We start from the raw sequence: 17,684 nt of genomic DNA on the forward strand, positions 1-17,684 counted from the left end.
TTCCCCTTTATTGTGAGGTTGGCGGCCTCAATCCCATTGACTGCCAACGATTTTCATGATCAATACGCAATAAAAGTGCGATGACCACACAATTAACTACCATACTGGCGCCACCATAACTTAACAGTGGTAACGTCAATCCTTTTGTAGGCAGTAACCCTGAATTAACGCCCATATTAATAGTGGCTTGTAATCCTAGCCAAAACGTTAAGCCATAGGCTGTAAAAGCAGCAAACAAACGCTCTTGCGAGTGAGCCGTAAAGCCAATCAATAACCCTCTGGTCACCAGTATACTATACAAAATTAATACTAAAAGAACGCCAAACAATCCTAACTCTTCTGCAAGTACAGCAAATAGAAAATCAGTGTGCGTCTCAGGCAAATAGAATAATTTTTGAACGCTATCACCAAGCCCTACACCAAGCCACCCACCTCGTCCAAACGCGATCAACGATTGAGTTAATTGGTAGCCACTATTAAATTGATCTGCCCAAGGATTGAGAAACGCGGTCAACCGCGCAACCCGGTAAGGAGAGGAAACAGCAAGCATGGCAAGGCAACAGAGAACTGCCAGTAATAAACCGGCATAATAACGCAATTTGACGCCGGCTAAAAATAACATCGCCATTACTGTGCCAGAAATAACCACGGTAGCACCAAAATCTGGCTCCATCAGCAACAGGACAGAAATTAGACCCAGAACAATCATTGGCTTAATAAAACCGAAAATATGTTGCTTCACGCTGATTTGCTGGCGAACCAGATAACCAGCCAAATAAAAAATCATGGTCATTTTAGCCAGCTCGGAAACCTGAATGCCTATGGGGCCCAAAGCCAACCACCGTCTACTGCCATTCACTGAGCGGCCAATGCCGGGAACCAGTACAACCAATAACATCAACAAGCAAATAAGTAACAAGGGCATGCTCATTCTTTCCCAGACGCTGCTATCTATCCTCATCACGCCAATTGCCACTATAAATCCGGCTATAAGATAACAAGCTTGTCGAAGCAAAAAATGGAAGGGTTGGTGATAGTACTTTGTCGAGATCATCACAGAACTGGATGCAACCATCATCAAACCTATAATCACCAAACCAAGCACTGCCCCCATCAGCCATTTATCATAAAGGGCAATGGGCTTATGAGTGGGTTTTCCACGTTGATTATAATGGCGCGGTTGCATGGTACTCACAACTTACTCACTAAATTTGCAAACACTTCGCCGCGATGATTAAAATCACGAAACATATCCAGGCTTGCGCAGGCAGGAGATAACAGGACGACATCGCCTGATGTGGCCTGGGTCCTTGCCATGGTCACCGCCTCATCCAGGGATGTGGCACGCAATACTGGCGTTATATCCGCTAAAGCTTGCTCTATTTTATCCGCATCCTCACCTATTAAAACAACAGAACGGACATGTTCGGCAACAGAGGGGCGTAATTCATTAAAATCAGCGCCTTTTCCTTGACCGCCGGCGATTAATACAATTTTCCCTTGCATCGCGCCGCCTATCCCAGAAATAGCCGAGATAGTTGCTCCGATATTTGTCCCCTTTGAATCATTAATCCAATCAATTTCATCAAGCGTCCTTACCCACTGACAGCGATGCGGCAAGCCAGTAAAAGTCTTTAACACCTTAATCATGTATTCAGGTTTTATACCGGCAGCCGCCGCCAAGCCACAGGCAGCCAAAGCATTTTGCCAGTTATGTTTGCCCTTAATGCGTAATTCCTCTGTGGACAGCAGGCATTCATTTCCATAACTCAGGTAATGAGTCCCATTTTTTTCAATCATGCCCCAATGCCCAGCCGCAGGTTGATCCAGACCAAAACTGGTCGCCATTGTTCTGTTGGCGGCGACTTGTGGTATTGTCTGCGCATCATCTCGATTTGATAGAATGGTTTGTGCCTGATGATAAACTCGCTGTTTGGCCGTAATATACGCTTCGAGGCTATGATGCCTATCAAGATGATCGGGAGAAACATTTAGAATAGTTGCTGCAATCGGACTCAGTGAATAGGTGAGGTCCAATTGGAAACTGGATAATTCCAAAACCCATAAGTCGTAGTGTTGATCATTATCAAGCAGGTCAAGAACCGGCAAACCAATATTCCCGGCAACAGCAACTGAAAGGCCAGACGCCTTCGCCATTTCACCGACTAATGTCGTAACGGTTGATTTACCATTAGTCCCAGTGATTGCAATAACCGGCGCATCGATTTCACGGGCCAGGCATTCAATATCACCAAAAACAGGAATCTTCCGACGAAACGCTTCCTGCAAAAAAGGTTCATCCAGTGCAACACCCGGACTGGTAATAATTCCAGCCAATTGCTGATAAATGGTGATTGGTAAATCACCTAAAAATACGTCGACACCCGGAAACTCCGTATTGAAGGCCGCCAAACCCTCAACTGACTGCCTGGTATCAAAAACTACGAAGGGTTTGTTACGCCGGCTTAAATAACCAGCAATTGAATGCCCCGTTTTCCCCAATCCTGCGACAAGATAAAATGGCTGATTCATAATTATGCCTAACGTAATTTTAGCGTTGCCAAACCACAGAGCACGAAGACCACTGTCATAATCCAAAAACGTACAATGACCTTGGGCTCAGACCATCCTTTCAGTTCAAAATGATGATGCAGCGGCGCCATACGAAACAAACGTTTTCCACCTGTGTATTTAAAATACCCTACCTGCAAAATGACGGATATGGTTTCAATGACAAACAGCCCCCCCATAATCAACAGCACTAATTCCTGTCTGACGACAATTGCCACAATGCCTAAGGCAGCGCCTAAAGCCAATGACCCTACATCGCCCATGAACACTTGGGCGGGATAACTGTTATACCAGAGAAAACCCAGGCCTGCGCCAACAATGGATGAACAAAAAATAGTTAACTCCCCAGTGTTTGGCACAAAAGGAATCGCCAGGTAATGAGCGTAGAGTGCATTCGAGCTTGCATAGGCAAAAATACCCAAAGCACCAGCAACCATCACAATAGGCATAATAGCCAAACCATCCAAACCATCTGTCAGGTTAACTGCGTTGCTACTTCCTACGATTACAAAATAGGCAAGCACGGGAAATAAAGGACCAAGGGTAATAAACCAATTTTTGAAAAAGGGAACCGATAATTGGGTGCTTACTGGAATATCAGCACTGCAATAAAGATAGAAAACGGCAGCAAGGGCAATCACGGATTGCCAAAAATATTTCCAACGACCTGGTAACCCCTTACTATTTTTACGGACCACCTTGCGATAATCATCAACCCAACCAACAATACCAAACCCCGTCGTTACTAACAGAGCCAACCATAAGGCTGGTTGTCGTAAATCACCCCATAATAAACAACTGACAAGAATGGCTAACAAAATCAGGACACCACCCATCGTAGGCGTTCCAGCTTTTGACAAATGAGTTTTAGGCCCGTCATCACGAACCATCTGACCAATTTGCAAACTTCTTAACCACCGAATCATCAAGGGACCACAAAAAAGCCCTACCAGTAAGGCTGTGAGTGCGGCTAAAATAGAACGGAATGTTAAATACTGAAACACTCTAAACGCATGATACTGTCCTTGTAATAGCTGCGTTAACCAGTAAAGCATATTATTTGTACCTCTCGTAAAGAAAAATTAAGCGCTATCAACAGGCAAAATAAATAGTGGGGGTTCGAATAATTCCACAATTCCATTGACCTGTGTATCAAGCAATATTGGGACCGCGCAAAAAGTTGCCAAGCATACCATAAACCAGCTAATTCAACCCACCAATTGGCGCACAATTTTTTCCATTGCTGAAGAGCGCGACCCTTTTACCAACACCGTTGTGTTCGCATCTAATTTAGTGAGCAAATCTTGCGCCAACTCTTCCTGATTGTTGTAATGTCTGGCTGTCGAACCAAACGCTTTGGCAGTATGTTCACTATGAACACCACAAGTCATCAGCAAATCGATACCTTGACGCTGGGCAACATGGCCAATCTCTTCATGATGTTTTTGAGTCCAGGCGCCCAATTCCCCCATATCACCCAAAACGAGAATGCGACGGCCTTGCCGTTTAGACAACACATCAACGGCGGTCAATACAGAACGCAAATTGGCATTGTAGGTATCATCAATAACCAGGGAGTCGTTCTTGCCGGATAAAAAAGTCATTCGTCCGGCAACGCCATTAAATTGACTTAATCCTTGAACAATGTCTGTTAAAGAAATGCCCGCAGCATAACAACAGGCAGCGGCAGCCAGGGCATTACGTACCGTATGTTCTCCGGGGATTTTTACGGTAAGTGGTGCTTGTCCGCTGGGAAGTACCAAAGTAAAGCTTGCACAACCCTGTTGATTAAAAGAGAGATCCCGTGCATAAACATCCACTGGTTTCGTTAAAGAAAACCGTAAAACTTTTTTATCGGTCAGAAGGTCATCCCAAAAATGGGCATAGTCATCATCCGCATTAATAACAGCCGTGCCGTTAACAGCAAGCCCCTGATAAATTTCCCCTTTAGTACGCGCAACACCATCAATGGAACCAAAGCCCTCAATATGAGCCGGCGCAATGTTATTGATTAAAGCAACCTGCGGTTTGACCATCGCCACTGTATGAGCAATCTCTCCAGGATGATTTGCCCCAAGCTCAAACACTGCATAGCGGTGCTCAGGTTTTAATTGCAGTAAGGTCAATGGCACGCCAATGTGATTATTTAGATTACCGGGAGTAGCATGGGCTGGTTTGGGTAAAACAGAGGCAATCATCTCTTTTACTGTCGTTTTGCCATTACTGCCTGTTAACGCAATGATTGGACAGGTAATCGATTGACGATGATAACTGGCGATTCTCGCTAAAGCCTCCAGGGTATCAGGCACTTCCAACTGTGGAACACTTATTTTGGGATTAGCTTGATTACAAAGTACAGCAACTGCACCTTTGGCAACAGCCTCCTCCATAAAATCGTGGCCATCAAAACGCTCTCCGCGCAAAGCAACGAATAAATTACCTGGCTTTACCTGACGACTATCAATGCATATACCCGTAAGTGGTGTCTGGTCAGTGGAAGGACTATCAAATAGTGCAGCAATAGTATTTAAGTTCATAGTATTTGTAGGTTGTTAAAAGCTTAGTTTACTGATTATTATTGCAGCCGGCCAGAGTGGATTTAGCTTCCGTGAAACATTCTGTAAAATCCGAATCAGGCTAGACGTTGGAATTATATCTCTTAATAGATGTATTGTCCTAAAACAAATCCATTAATGAAGGATTACGACAGTGAATCCAATAATTTCTGTATCGTTTTTTCCTGTCCATCTGCCTCTGTCTTAATGAGGAGTACCTTGAGTCGCGAAGTGGTCCCACGCAAAATAACGATCTGTTTTTGTTGCACCCGCAGCAATTTTGCCAAATACTGAATCAGCATCTTGTTGGCTTTGCCATCTTGCGCACTTGCTTGCAAACAAATTTGCAAGCCCCCTGCTGTATCCAGTTTTACGGCATTTTGCCTGCTACCTGGTTTGACATTGAGCTGCAAGCTAAACTGTCCCGCCTCCCTTTTAAGCCAAGGCGGGTAATTCATAAGGTTCTTTGATATTTAACAAACTCTGATAACGGGCAATACTGGCCTCCGTTAAAGGCTGTCGTTGCTCATCAAGCAAAAAGGTATCCAAACCGTCACTTAACTGTTTTGCTGTTTCGAGCATAATGGCAAAACGCTCGGCATCAATCGTAGGATTACCAGAAGATTGCATAAACAAACAAAGCCCGCGTACACTAAAGGCACCAATATTCTGTAAATCAAAAACACCACTGGCAGTGGCAGCCGCCAAACTACACAGTACAGGTCCTTGACCATTGGAATACTGATGACGATGAAAGAGCTGTCCTTCGCCAAAACGCAATCCGGCAGCAAGAACTGTTTGCAATAATTCATAACCAGCTAATTGGCGATTTTCTTTTGCCAATAAAAACATCATCACTGATTTACCGCCCTCATTGCTCGTTGTGGCTGGCTTTTCCTTATCAGTTTTCTCTGGATTGGCTGATTTTGTTTTGATAGCAATATCGTCAAGATCCTCATGCTCACTTTGCAAGGTACTAATCTTGCGTATCGCAATAATGTCGTCAAACGGTTTATTTTCTGCTACTCCCAATGAAGGATTATAACTGACTGGGGATAAACTTTGGCGTCTTGCTTTCATCAACCGTCCAATAGCAATCACAACTCCAATGAGTAACAGTACATTAAGGATAAGACTCCAATTTGCCTGCATGTTTTACTCCTACTCTGTTAAAAGAGCTCCTCCTGGTCTTTTAAGACGAAGATTCACTCATAGACAAGGCCTGCTCCACATCAACCGCAACTATACGTGAAACACCAGGTTCCCGCATAGTCACCCCAATCAAATGCTCTGCCAATTCCATGGTTACTTTATTGTGAGTAATAAAGAGGAATTGAACGAATTGTGACATTTCTTTTACTAAATCACAAAATCTACCGACATTTACATCGTCCAACGGTGCATCTACCTCATCCAGCATACAAAAGGGTGAGGGATTCAAACGGAAAATTGCAAAAACCAAAGCAACCGCCGTCATTGCCTTTTCCCCTCCGGACAATAAATGAATAGTACTATTACGTTTGCCAGGAGGTTGTGCCATTACTAAGATACCCGCTTCCAACAGATTATCACAAGTCAATTCCAACATGGCACGTCCACCGCCAAAAAGACGAGGAAAAAGAGCTTGAAATGAGGTATTTACTTCATCAAATGTGACTTTCAGCCTCTGTTGGGTTTCTTTATCCATTTTTTCAATCGCAGCATCAAGTGTTGCCAATGCCTCCATCAAATCCTGATATTGCCCATCCAAATGCTGTTTGCGTTGCAATTCACTATCATATTCTTCGATCGCAGCCAGATTAATTGCGCCTAACCGCTGGATTTTTTCGATAATATCTTGCAAAGCCTGCTCACGCATTTGCTGGGTAACACCCTCTGGAATGGCTGCAAGCAATAATTCGACTTGCCCCTCAAGCTCTGCCAAAGCATCCATGATTCCACTGGCACGAACAGCCAAAGCCTGCTCTTGCATTTGCTCTTGTTGAATTTTTTCCTGAATTGCCTTGGATAGTTTTTCTTCACTTCTAACCAATGCTTCGCTGGCCTCTAGCTCTTGCGTCAGGTTACTCAAATTCTCACGCCGCGTACCTAACGCTATTTCCAGCTCCTCATGCTGTTTAATTTTCTCACTGAGAGTCGTATTTAATGTTAGATCAGGGTTATCTAACTCAAGTAGCCGGTTTGCCAATAATTCCAATCGCTCATTCAAAATCTCTAACCGTGCTTCTTCGCGTTGGATATTCTCATTGAGTTGCTTAATTTTTAAAATTTCGCGTTCAGCCTGCAGCTGGCTAGCCTGTAACACGGAATTTCCTTCGTCCACTGCTTGCTTACTGGTTAACAGAGTAGATTCCCAAACTGCCTTTTCACTAGTTAACAAGCCCTGTTGCTGCTCGTATTGTTTACTGGTTTCAATACTGGCCTGTAATAATTGCGCAGCACTGTCTTGTTGGCCGGCTAGTTCTTCTAACTCCAAACCAAGCGCTTCACCCTCGGTTGTTAAAACATCCCTTCGTGTTTGGGCTTGTTCTAAAGCCCGCTCTTTATGACGGAGTTGGGCTTCACAATCTCTTAATGACTCACGGCTTAGCGATAGTGTTTGTCGGGTAGTCTCAAGCTGATACTCATTTTCTTTGATCTGCGTATGAACTTGATCTCGATTCGCCTTTAACGTATCCAAGTGGGTTTGCGCAGTTAAAAGATCCTTGTTAATAACAGTCAACTTTTCCTGGCGCAGCAATAATCCTTCTTCATCGACTGAAGAATCAGCTACTTTGGCCCAGCCTTTACCCAGCCAATATCCATCCAGAGTCACTATCGACTCGTCTTCTTGCAGTGTTGGCAGGCAGCTCAGTGCTTCTTCCAAGTCAGATACGGTATAAATTTTATCGAGTTGATGAATCCAGTTAGGGTGTATCCCTTGAATCTTATCGGATAAGCGCGGGTATGCCCCCGCTTTTTCGCAGCGTTGCGCCGGACTAACAAATAAAGAGGAGGTCCCTTGTAAATGCTTCATTTCAGGCCACAACGTGTCGAGTGAATCAAGTACAATGGCGTGTAATCCATCCCCCATAACCCATTCACAAATCGCTTGCCAATCCTTATCAACCACCATTGATTCCACAAGGCGAGGTTTGTTATCCCACTGTGCAGTAGCTGGATCAAGGCCTTTATGTTCTCGTCTCAAAGCAGACTGTTGCGCTGCAAGCAAGGCTGCCTGTTGCGTATTTAACCGATGAACGTCATCCTGGGCCTGATGAAGTGCTTGTTCAATAGCCATTAATTGTTGGCGCAAAGTAGAATTGGCAGCAGTGACTTGTTGATGCTGCTTGTCGTCTAACTCCAATTGCGCTTGCAACCTGGTTAAATCATCCTGTTGAATTTTTAATTCAGCAACAAAATCGTCTGTTGCTAATAACAGCTGTTCATCTTGAATCTTTTGTAACTGTAATAAAATCTGTTGTCGGCGCTGGTTAAGATGCTGCAGGCGAACCTCTTGTACTTGAATTTCGCCACGAACCTTGCTCAACGCCACTTGTACCTCTTGGGTTTCTGCAAGCCAATGCGTATATTGCTGTTGCTTTTCTTGAAAAACCTGCTGTTTAACTGCTAACTCCATCCGCACGCTTTGCAGTTTTTCTTGCAATTCTTGCAACGATTCTTCACAGGTACTTTGTATATGTTGATCTTGCTGTAACTGGCTGGTTGCCATTTGCCAATCAATCTGCAACTGTTGTTGATCGGCCTTTAAACGTTGTTTTTCCCGTTGCTGTTGTTGAATCGTTTCTTCCAGACGGGCAATCTCTGTCGCTAATTGATAAAAATTCGTTTGCACCTGTTGAAAAGCGTCATTGTCATCTTGCAGTTTTTCCCGCAGCACAACACTTTGTTTATAAGCTTCTGTGGCTTTGGCCTGATGCTGCTCATAATCCAGCGACAAGCGTTTTAATTCATTTTGCCTGGCTGTTTGTTCTGCGGTTAATGCCTGCCATTTCAAGGCCAGGATTTCCGATTTACACAGCCGTTCCTCTATCTTCAGTGCTTTATAACGTTCGGCAGCTTTTGCCTGACGCTCAAGACGTTGTAACTGTTTGTCCAGTTCATCGCGAATATCAGCCACACGTGCCAAATTCTCTCGTGTATGGGTGATACGTAACACAGTTTCCCGACGCCGCTCTTTATACTTGGACACCCCGGCAGCTTCTTCCAGATAAGCCCGCAACTCTTCAGGACGAGCTTCAACCAGGCGGGAAATAGTGCCTTGCCCAATGATTGAATAGCCACGAGCACCAGCGCCAGTCCCCAGAAAAATATCCGTAATATCTCGGCGACGACAACGACTGCCATTAAGGTAATAAAGCGATTCACCGTCGCGAGTAACCAGGCGTTTAACGGCAATTTCCTGGTACGAAGCATACTGGCCGCCAAGCCGCCCCATGCTGTTGTCAAAAACCAGTTCGACTGAGGCTTGCCCTACGGCTTTACGTTGTGAAGAACCATTAAAAATGACATCCGTCATCGATTCGCCACGCAGATTTTTTGCTGAGCTTTCGCCCATCACCCAACGGACGGCATCGATAATATTAGATTTTCCGCAGCCGTTAGGCCCTACAACAGCAACTAATTGACTGGGAAAAGGCACAACGGTTGGTTCCACAAAGGACTTAAACCCTGCCAGTTTTAACTGTTTCAGATGCATTCAAAACAAAAAAAAAGAAAATTGCCGGGATTGTAACTCAGAAACAACAGAAAGGAGAAGTGTACGCCCTCGATGTATCTCACTCCTGCTATAGCAAAAATCTGCCCATTCGCGGTGAAAATTTCCTAAAATTACAACGAAAAGCAATTCTTTTTCACAGAGAATCATCTATAGTTTATCTATAGATGCCCTACATGCTAAATTAATCTAAAACATGTGAAAATAGAAGCGCTTAGCCATTGCTATCAGGAGCTCGGATGACCCAGGACGCAGAACTTCATGACATTATGCAAACCATTGCTGCAAAAAGCCTGAATCTATTGGAAGGCTTTAAAAAGCAACCTGAGCAAATGCCAGGTCTTATCAAGCAATTTATGGATTTAACCAGTGATTACCAGGCGTTGGTCATTACTTTGTTAAAAAATCCTGAGCAAGTATGGCAGATGCAAATTGCTTACTGGCAAGATGCTATAGGCTTGGCACAAGACCAATTCAATCATTGGCTAGAAGGTAAACCCATGCCAATTAATGATCGCCGCTTTAGTGGCGATGAATGGCTCAATAATCCTTTCTTCAATTTACTCAGCCAACACTATCTGCTGGCCAGTGAACATATGAACTCGTTGCTTGAGCATCTTAACTATGGCGATAAACAGCTCGCCAGAAGAGTTCAATTTTTTACCAGACAATACCTGGATGCTTTATCCCCGGCTAATTTCCTGCACACTAACCCGCAATTAATGGCTGAAACTCTACAAAGTCACGGTAAAAATTTATTACGCGGCCTGCAAAACCTATTGACCGATATGGAAGCGGGTTCGTCACGGTTATTGATTAAAATGACCGATACCGATGCATTTAAAATAGGTGTTAATATTGCGACAACCCCCGGTAAAGTCGTTTATCGCAATGACATGATGGAATTGATCCAGTACACGGCCAAAACCGATAAAGTCCAGGCTGTACCACTACTTTTAGTCCCACCGTGGATTAATAAATACTATATTTTGGATCTAAGTAAGCACAATTCATTGATCGGTTGGCTAGTCGAACAAGGCATTACTGTCTTTGTTATTTCCTGGGTTAATCCCGATGCGAGCTATGCTCAAAAGGGTATCTATGACTATCTCAAAGATGGTCCTATGACGGCTATTGAAATCATCCAGGAACAATTGCAGGTAAAGCAAGTGAACATACTTGGCTTTTGCATTGGGGGAACCTTAAATGCCTGCATGTTAGCCTATCTTAAAGCACATGGTGAAGACTCGGTCCGCAGCGCTACTTTCCTGGCATCAATGATTGATTTTAGTGATCCCGGTGATATCTCCGTTTTTATTGATGAACAGCAAATTGTCCGTATTGAAGAAGAAATGCACTCCAAAGGGTTTCTCGACGGGCGCTTTATGGCCAGCACGTTTAACTCTCTACGTGCAAATGACCTTGTATGGTCGTTTTTTATAAAAAATTATCTCCAGGGTAAAAATCCTGTTCCCTTTGATATTTTATATTGGAATGCGGATGCGACTAATATGCCGGCCAAAATGCACTCACAATATTTACGCTGGATGTACCTCCATAATGATCTGGTAAAACCGGGGAAAATACATCTTAATCATACTCCATTAGATGTAACTAAAATTGATGTACCTACTTTTTTCCTCTCCACACACAAAGATCATATCGCCCCCTGGCAAACCACCTATAAAGGCTTTCAACTCATGCGTGGAAAAAAACGTTTCTTGCTAGGCGGCTCAGGCCACATAGCCGGTATCATTAATCCGCCAAGCAGTGAAAAATATGGTTTCTATCGCAATAACAGCACAACACAAACAGCAGAAGAATGGTTAGCCAATGCGACGCATAAACCAGGTTCCTGGTGGCCAGAGTGGCTAGAGTGGTTGAGGAAGGAGTCTGGCCCCCTGGTTTCCCCGCCAAAGTTTACCGACTTGCCCTTCAAGGGCTTGGTGGATGCACCCGGAACTTATGTTTACAAGACTTATAAATTAGAACCTGCTAAAGAGCAAAATTAAGGATTGTTTGCATAGACTTCTTTCGAACCTGATGAATCAAAAAAAAGAGATTACTGTATGAAGTAATCTCTTAAAAATTTGAAGCGATAAAAAGGGATTTATTTCTTTTCCCCAGCTTTATTTTTTACTTCCTGAACCAGAGAAAGCATTGCTTTTTCAAAAATTTGAAATGACTTTTGCATGTAATCCAATGCCTTATGGCCATTTTCAACTGCCAAATTGATTTGCTTTTCCAATAACTCTTCTGGTTTCTTGAGGTTTGCCAGTTCCTCTGGTTTTAAATAAGTTAATCCTTGTAAGGTTTTAACATTAAGCTCAGCGATTGCTTGAAAAGGTTCTTGTGCCTTTTTAGCCATTTCACTCCATTTTTCAAAAGAAGCTTGATTCATGATTTTCTCCATTATGTTGCACTGCACAATATTAGATTAGTACTTATGAAATATGATTGTCAAGAGATTTTCCTCTTTTTTTTGCAGTGCAGCATAAATTCCTTCTATGGCTTGAAAAATCCTTGCCATTGTTTAAATAATTGCTGCATCTGCTGTGACACAGCATCCGTCGATTGCTGATAGTCTTTGAGGTAGGGATTCGTTTGCAGGGATTTTTCCAGACTAGAAAACATCTGTTCTAACATCCCTCTAAACGCTTGATTCATTGGGTGGTGGGCTAACACAATCAGTTGCCGTAACATATCGACTGAAAGAAATTGACTGGAACCACTTTCCATCTCCACAAAAATCTGTAGAAGAGTAATATTAGTTATATCTTTGCCATTCGTTGAATCTTCGACTCGAAAGGGAATACCATCCACAACATAACGTTGTAATTCTTCAACGGTAATATATTGGCTTTTCTCTGTGTCATAAAGCCTGCGATTCTTATATTTTTTAATCAATCTCATTGCCATTTTACTCTCTTTACCGACTTCAAGCTTACAGATCAAGCCTGTAAGCTTAGGTTTTAATACATATGCAAGCCGCCATTAACACTTAAGTTGGCACCGGTGATATAACGACTTTTATCACTGATTAGAAACTCTACAACCCACGCAATTTCCTCAGGCTCCGCTAACCGTTTAGCAGGAATCAGAGCAATGATTGATTCCAGAATATCGGGCCTGATACCTTTCATCAATCGCGTATTCACATATCCAGGTGATAAGCTATTAACCGTAATATTTTTTGCCATTAACTCCTGCGCCAAGCTTTTGGTAAAGCCATAAACCCCTGCCTTGGATGCTGCATAATTTGCTTGCGAGAACTGGCCTTTTTGAGCGTTGACAGAGGAAACATTAACAATTCGTCCACTTTCCTGCTCACGCATATATTCAACCACATGCCGGGTTACATTAAACATACCATCCAGGTTTACAGTCAGCACTTCATCCCATTGCTGTTTCGTCATTTTATTAAAAACAGCGTCGCGTGTAATGCCGGCATTGTTAATCAATACATCCACACGGCCAAATTCTTTGACAATATCATCAACCACTACTTTACATTGATCAAAATCAGTGACATCCATATGTCTGTAGAAAGCGTTTTGATAACCTTCCTCATGAAGCTCAGCCTGCCATAAATAACCTTTATTCTCAGGAAGGACATCTAAGGCAATTATTTTCCCATAGAGCGAGTTTAAGTGTTTGGCAATGGCAGTTCCAATATCACCTGTGCCGCCAGTAACTAATACAACCTTTTCTTTTTGCATAGGATTACCTTGGTTGACGAGCACGAGGCTACATGTATTGACCACCATTAATGTCGAGATTTGCACCCGTAATAAACCCTGACTCTGGTGAAGCAAGGAAAGCAACAGCATGGGCAACCTCTTGTGCCGTACCTAAACGCCCAACCGGAATGTTGGCAATAATCGATTTCAATACCTCTTCTCTGACGCCAGCTAGCATAGGTGTTTCAATGTAGCCAGGTGAAATGGTATTTGCGGTAATCCCTTTGGAAGCTACTTCCAAAGCTAAACTCTTGGTAAACCCAAAAAGAGCTGCTTTACTGGCTGCATAATTGCATTGACCAAACTGCCCTTTTCGGCCATTGATAGAAGAAATATTAATTATGCGGCCATAATTTTTTTCCAGCATGGAGGGTAAGACATTCCGTGTTACATTAAATACGCTCGTCAAATTTGCATCAATGACTTGTTGCCATTGTTGGGGAGACATTTTTTTCAAGCTGGCATCGACTGTGATTCCAGCATTATTGACCAGAACATCAATCTGACCATAGCGCTCTAAAATTAAAGCAGCCAGTTTTTCGCAATCATCAAATTTGGCAATATCAGCATAAAAAATATCGATATCATAGCCAGCCTCTTTCTGGGCAGATTGCCACTGTTTCGCTTCCTCATGCCTGCCATCTTTAAAATAGCAAGCGATTACTCGATAATCAGCAGCCAGGCGTTGGCAAATGGCTGAACCTATTCCGCCAGTGCCTCCAGTAACTACGGCCGTCCTTCGTTCCATAAATAACTCCTTTCTATAATGTAGCTGGTAACTATTACTTCAAAGTAAAACTATAGCAATGTCAATGCCAACACTGTGGAAGTACTCTAATTATTTAACATTCAATGGATGCTTAAATAAAGCAAAGCGGAAAGTCGACTAAAAATAAATAATTTTTAAAATGAAGCGTTATTAGCGGGGAGAACAAGTTCGTCATCATCAATTTCACTCATTAACGATGACGAACCTGATACAGGGTCATGACTTAAAAGATGAGCACCTATTGGTCTCAGTTTGATAAGCAATTGCCTAAACTTTTACTTGTTTTGGAACATAGCCTTTGATTTGTTGGGCGAATTGACGCAACACTTCCAGACCCGACTCTTCAGCCTGCTTACACCAATTTTGTAAGGCCTCCACTAACTCTTTTTGCGAAGTGGCTGTCTTCAACCAGATATTTTGCAATGATTGACGATAGCTATATACCACCTGCAGTTGTTCGTGGCTGGCTAGCAAGGCTTGCAAACGTGACTTTGCTCGTGGTGACAACAAGCTGTCTTGCAAGCGTAACAAACGACCGGCGCGCTGGAAAAGGTGTTTCTCTCCCTTATTCTCACTAATGCGCTTCTCATCTTTAAGAATAGGGCGCATAACACGCTTGTAATAATGGGACATAATCTGGAAATGATTACTCACTACTGCTTTAACTGTGTCAAGATCAACTTGTAATTTACCAGCATCCATCGCCAATTTGGGCGGCAATTTTTTGACTTTTGCCAAACCCAGGAAAGCTAAACAGCGGATATATAACCAACCGATATCAAACTCCCACCATTTCACCGAAAATTTGGCTGAAGAGGCAAAGGTATGATGATTGTTATGTAACTCTTCCCCACCGATCCAAAAACCCCAGGGAATAAGATTCGTTGATGTATCGGCACATTCAAAATTTCTATAACCCCAGTGATGACCTACGCCGTTTACCACACCGGCAGCATGAAGTGGAATCCACATCATTTGAATTGCCCAAATAGTAATACCGGGAAGACCAAACAGTACCAGGTCGAGAATAAACATTAACATGATGCCTTTGGCAGAAAAACGCGAGTAAACATTGCGCTCCATCCAGTCATCTGGCGTACCATGTGAGTATTTGGCAACCATTTCTTTATCTTTGGCCGCTGATTTATACAACTCGGCGCCCTGCCAGAATACCTTTTTCAAGCCCATAACTTTGGGACTGTGCGGATCGCCTTCAACATCAGTAGTAGCATGATGTTTGCGATGGATAGCGACCCATTCTGCGGTCACCATACCGGTCGTTAACCATAACCAAAAGCGGAAAAAATGACTAATAATCGGATGTAATGTCAACGCGCGATGGGTTTGGTGGCGATGCAAATAAATCGTAACGGCTGCGATTGTGATTTGAGTTAGCACAATGGTGGCTATTACATAACCCCAGAACGACAAATTTAAAACACCGTAAATCATCGGTTACTCCCCATAGGTAAATAATGTGCGCATTGAGACAACAATTTTTCAATGCACTTTCTATATAATACCACAAATTGCACAATTCGCATTGCATCGTATCCACTTGTGGACGATAATTTTCACATAAGGGTATGAGATATGGCTCATTTCCTTCACAGTAGGACTATTTCAATGAATGAAAAATTACAACGTCTTTTAGAAAATATCGTTCCCTTCCTCATGCTCGGGATAGCGATTGCATTAGTCATCGGGTTATTCATTATGTTTTCCTATGTACTGATATGGGGCTTATTAATAGGTGGTATCCTTTGGGCAATATCTTTTGTGAAAAGCTATTTTTTCCCCAGTAGTAATACACCTGCAAAAACCGAAGGGCGCGTTATTGAACATAACGACAAAGACTAATGCCTGAATTACCGGAAATAGAAACGACCAGGCGTGGTCTAAGCCCGTTTTTACTGAATCAGACTATTATAGGCATTACGATAAGACAGCCACAACTGCGCTTGCCGGTCACCCCTGCATTAAATCAGCACTGCACCGGCCAGGTAGTGAAGGCCATTTACCGACGTGCCAAATATTTGTTGTTACAACTATCCGAAGGTTATTTGCTTATTCATTTGGGAATGTCCGGTCATTTACGTATTACGGAGAAAACATCTGTTGCAGCCAAACATGATCACATCGATATGCTTCTGCAGAACGGGTTAATCCTTCGTTACAATGATCCTCGCCGCTTTGGATTGTGGCTTTATTTAAAGGAAAACCCTTATCAGCACCGCCTTTTAGCTCATTTAGGCCCGGAACCCCTGGATGATTCGTTTACTGGCAGTTACCTAAGTCAAAGGGCCCGCCATAAAAAGCAAAGTATTAAATCCTTTATTATGAGTAATGACATCGTCGTTGGCGTAGGTAATATCTATGCCACTGAAAGCTTGTTTTTAGCGGGTATTCACCCGTTGATACCCGCAGGCTCTCTTAAATTGGCTCAGTACGACCGACTGGCTAGCCATATTAAGCAGGTCTTGGAACAAGCCATCAAGGCTGGAGGCACAACGCTGCGTGATTTTTATGCCATCGATGGAAAACCTGGCTATTTTACCAATGATTTACAAGTGTATGGTCGCAAAAATCTCCCTTGTTTTCATTGTCAGACCTTGATTGATGCAACAGTAATAGGTGGAAGAAATTCTGCTTTTTGTCCTCGCTGCCAACCCCTGACTTCCCGCACGATGCAGATTGAAAAAGCGCTACCTTAATATAATGTGACTTTTAGCGCTTCGTGCCTAGGGGATGCATTTTGCATTGTCAGGACTGACGAGAAACGTCAAGTCCGACGCAAAATTGATTCTAGTGAGGGAGTTAGCCTAACTAACTGACTGATTTGAAATCAAATCTTAATAAAGAGATCGGATTTTGCGTAGAATAAGGACTTACGAAAAACTTCGAGGTCGCGGCAAAAGTTGATTTTAATGAGGGAGTTTATCCTAACTAACTAACTGATTTAAAATCAAATTTTAACGAAGAGAGCGGATTTTGCGTAGAATAAGGACTTACGAAAAACGTCGAGGTCGAGGCAAAAGTTGATTTTAATGAGGGAGTTTAGCCTAACTAACTGACTGATTTAAAATTAAATTTTAACGGAGAGATCGGATTTTGCGTAGAATAAGGACTTACGAAAAACGTCGAGGTCGAGGCAAAATTTGATTTTAATGAGGGAGTTTAGCCTAACTAACTGACTGATTTAAAATTAAATTTTAACGGAGAGAGCGGATTTTGCGTAGAATAAGGACTTACGAAAAACTTCGAGGTCGAGGCAAAATTTGATTTTAATGAGGGAGTTTAGCCCAAACTAAATGACTGATTTAAAATTAAAT

Annotated in this window: 15 protein-coding genes; 3 read left to right on the forward strand and 12 right to left on the reverse strand. The window is 42.8% G+C overall.

Annotation, left to right across the window (positions count from 1 at the left end; translation table 11 throughout):
• Positions 1 to 7: 7 nt before the first annotated feature.
• The 7 genes from ftsW to smc all read right to left on the reverse strand — a co-directional run bounded on the left by ftsW (position 8) and on the right by smc (position 9,825).
• Entirely contained in the window at positions 8 to 1,186 is a 1,179-nt protein-coding gene (gene ftsW / locus Lfee_RS02970) for a putative lipid II flippase FtsW (protein WP_058443860.1), read from the reverse strand.
• A 5-nt stretch (positions 1,187 to 1,191) separates the two neighbouring features.
• Positions 1,192 to 2,532, reverse strand: a complete 1,341-nt coding sequence (gene murD, locus Lfee_RS02975; protein WP_058443803.1) for a UDP-N-acetylmuramoyl-L-alanine--D-glutamate ligase — start codon at positions 2,530 to 2,532, stop codon at positions 1,192 to 1,194.
• Positions 2,533 to 2,540: 8 nt separating this feature from the next.
• A complete protein-coding gene (mraY, locus tag Lfee_RS02980; RefSeq protein ID WP_058443804.1) occupies positions 2,541 to 3,626 on the reverse strand; it encodes a phospho-N-acetylmuramoyl-pentapeptide-transferase in 1,086 nt (361 codons plus the stop codon).
• 153 nt (positions 3,627 to 3,779) lie between these two features.
• Complete coding sequence (locus tag Lfee_RS02985; protein ID WP_058443805.1) at positions 3,780 to 5,108, reverse strand: UDP-N-acetylmuramoyl-tripeptide--D-alanyl-D-alanine ligase; 1,329 nt, start codon at positions 5,106 to 5,108, stop codon at positions 3,780 to 3,782.
• Between the two features lie 164 nt (positions 5,109 to 5,272).
• Positions 5,273 to 5,584, reverse strand: a complete 312-nt coding sequence (locus Lfee_RS02990) for a DUF167 domain-containing protein (RefSeq protein WP_058443806.1) — start codon at positions 5,582 to 5,584, stop codon at positions 5,273 to 5,275.
• The gene (locus Lfee_RS02995; protein WP_058443807.1) at positions 5,562 to 6,278 is read right to left on the reverse strand and encodes a cell division protein ZipA C-terminal FtsZ-binding domain-containing protein; all 717 of its coding nucleotides are present in this window, start codon (positions 6,276 to 6,278) and stop codon (positions 5,562 to 5,564) included. The genes Lfee_RS02990 and Lfee_RS02995 overlap by 23 nt, the downstream gene beginning before the upstream one ends.
• Before the next feature lie 40 nt (positions 6,279 to 6,318).
• Complete coding sequence (smc, locus tag Lfee_RS03000) at positions 6,319 to 9,825, reverse strand: chromosome segregation protein SMC (RefSeq protein ID WP_058443808.1); 3,507 nt, start codon at positions 9,823 to 9,825, stop codon at positions 6,319 to 6,321.
• 257 nt (positions 9,826 to 10,082) lie between these two features.
• Here smc and Lfee_RS03005 point away from each other — a divergent pair, with 257 nt between their 5' ends.
• Positions 10,083 to 11,855: a PHA/PHB synthase family protein gene (locus tag Lfee_RS03005; protein ID WP_058443809.1), complete on the forward strand. Its 1,773-nt coding sequence runs from the start codon at positions 10,083 to 10,085 to the stop codon at positions 11,853 to 11,855.
• 98 nt (positions 11,856 to 11,953) lie between these two features.
• On the opposite strand, the gene Lfee_RS03010 is transcribed toward Lfee_RS03005, so the two are convergent.
• From Lfee_RS03010 to Lfee_RS03030, 5 genes are all read right to left on the reverse strand, one after another.
• Positions 11,954 to 12,244 carry a phasin family protein gene (locus Lfee_RS03010; RefSeq protein ID WP_058443810.1) on the reverse strand — a complete coding sequence of 97 codons (291 nt, stop codon included), beginning with the start codon at positions 12,242 to 12,244 and terminating at the stop codon, positions 11,954 to 11,956.
• A 104-nt stretch (positions 12,245 to 12,348) separates the two neighbouring features.
• Positions 12,349 to 12,762 (reverse strand): polyhydroxyalkanoate synthesis regulator DNA-binding domain-containing protein, encoded by a 414-nt coding sequence (locus Lfee_RS03015; protein ID WP_058443811.1) that lies wholly within the window; start codon positions 12,760 to 12,762, stop codon positions 12,349 to 12,351.
• 53 nt (positions 12,763 to 12,815) lie between these two features.
• Positions 12,816 to 13,562: an acetoacetyl-CoA reductase gene (gene phbB, locus Lfee_RS03020; RefSeq protein ID WP_058443812.1), complete on the reverse strand. Its 747-nt coding sequence runs from the start codon at positions 13,560 to 13,562 to the stop codon at positions 12,816 to 12,818.
• A gap of 28 nt (positions 13,563 to 13,590) precedes the next feature.
• On the reverse strand, positions 13,591 to 14,331 hold the full coding sequence (gene phbB / locus Lfee_RS03025; RefSeq protein ID WP_058443813.1) for an acetoacetyl-CoA reductase: 741 nt from the start codon (positions 14,329 to 14,331) through the stop codon (positions 13,591 to 13,593).
• 288 nt (positions 14,332 to 14,619) lie between these two features.
• Positions 14,620 to 15,804, reverse strand: coding sequence for a DesA family fatty acid desaturase (locus tag Lfee_RS03030; protein ID WP_058443814.1), 1,185 nt, complete (start codon positions 15,802 to 15,804; stop codon positions 14,620 to 14,622).
• Between the two features lie 174 nt (positions 15,805 to 15,978).
• Here Lfee_RS03030 and Lfee_RS03035 point away from each other — a divergent pair, with 174 nt between their 5' ends.
• Both Lfee_RS03035 and mutM read left to right on the forward strand, forming a co-directional pair.
• Entirely contained in the window at positions 15,979 to 16,212 is a 234-nt protein-coding gene (locus Lfee_RS03035; protein WP_058443815.1) for a hypothetical protein, read from the forward strand.
• The gene (mutM, locus tag Lfee_RS03040) at positions 16,212 to 17,066 is read left to right on the forward strand and encodes a bifunctional DNA-formamidopyrimidine glycosylase/DNA-(apurinic or apyrimidinic site) lyase (RefSeq protein ID WP_058443816.1); all 855 of its coding nucleotides are present in this window, start codon (positions 16,212 to 16,214) and stop codon (positions 17,064 to 17,066) included. The genes Lfee_RS03035 and mutM overlap by 1 nt, the downstream gene beginning before the upstream one ends.
• The last annotated feature ends 618 nt before the right edge of the window (positions 17,067 to 17,684 follow it).

The organism is Legionella feeleii (genome assembly GCF_001467625.1).
In the GTDB taxonomy this organism is placed as follows: domain Bacteria; phylum Pseudomonadota; class Gammaproteobacteria; order Legionellales; family Legionellaceae; genus Tatlockia; species Tatlockia feeleii.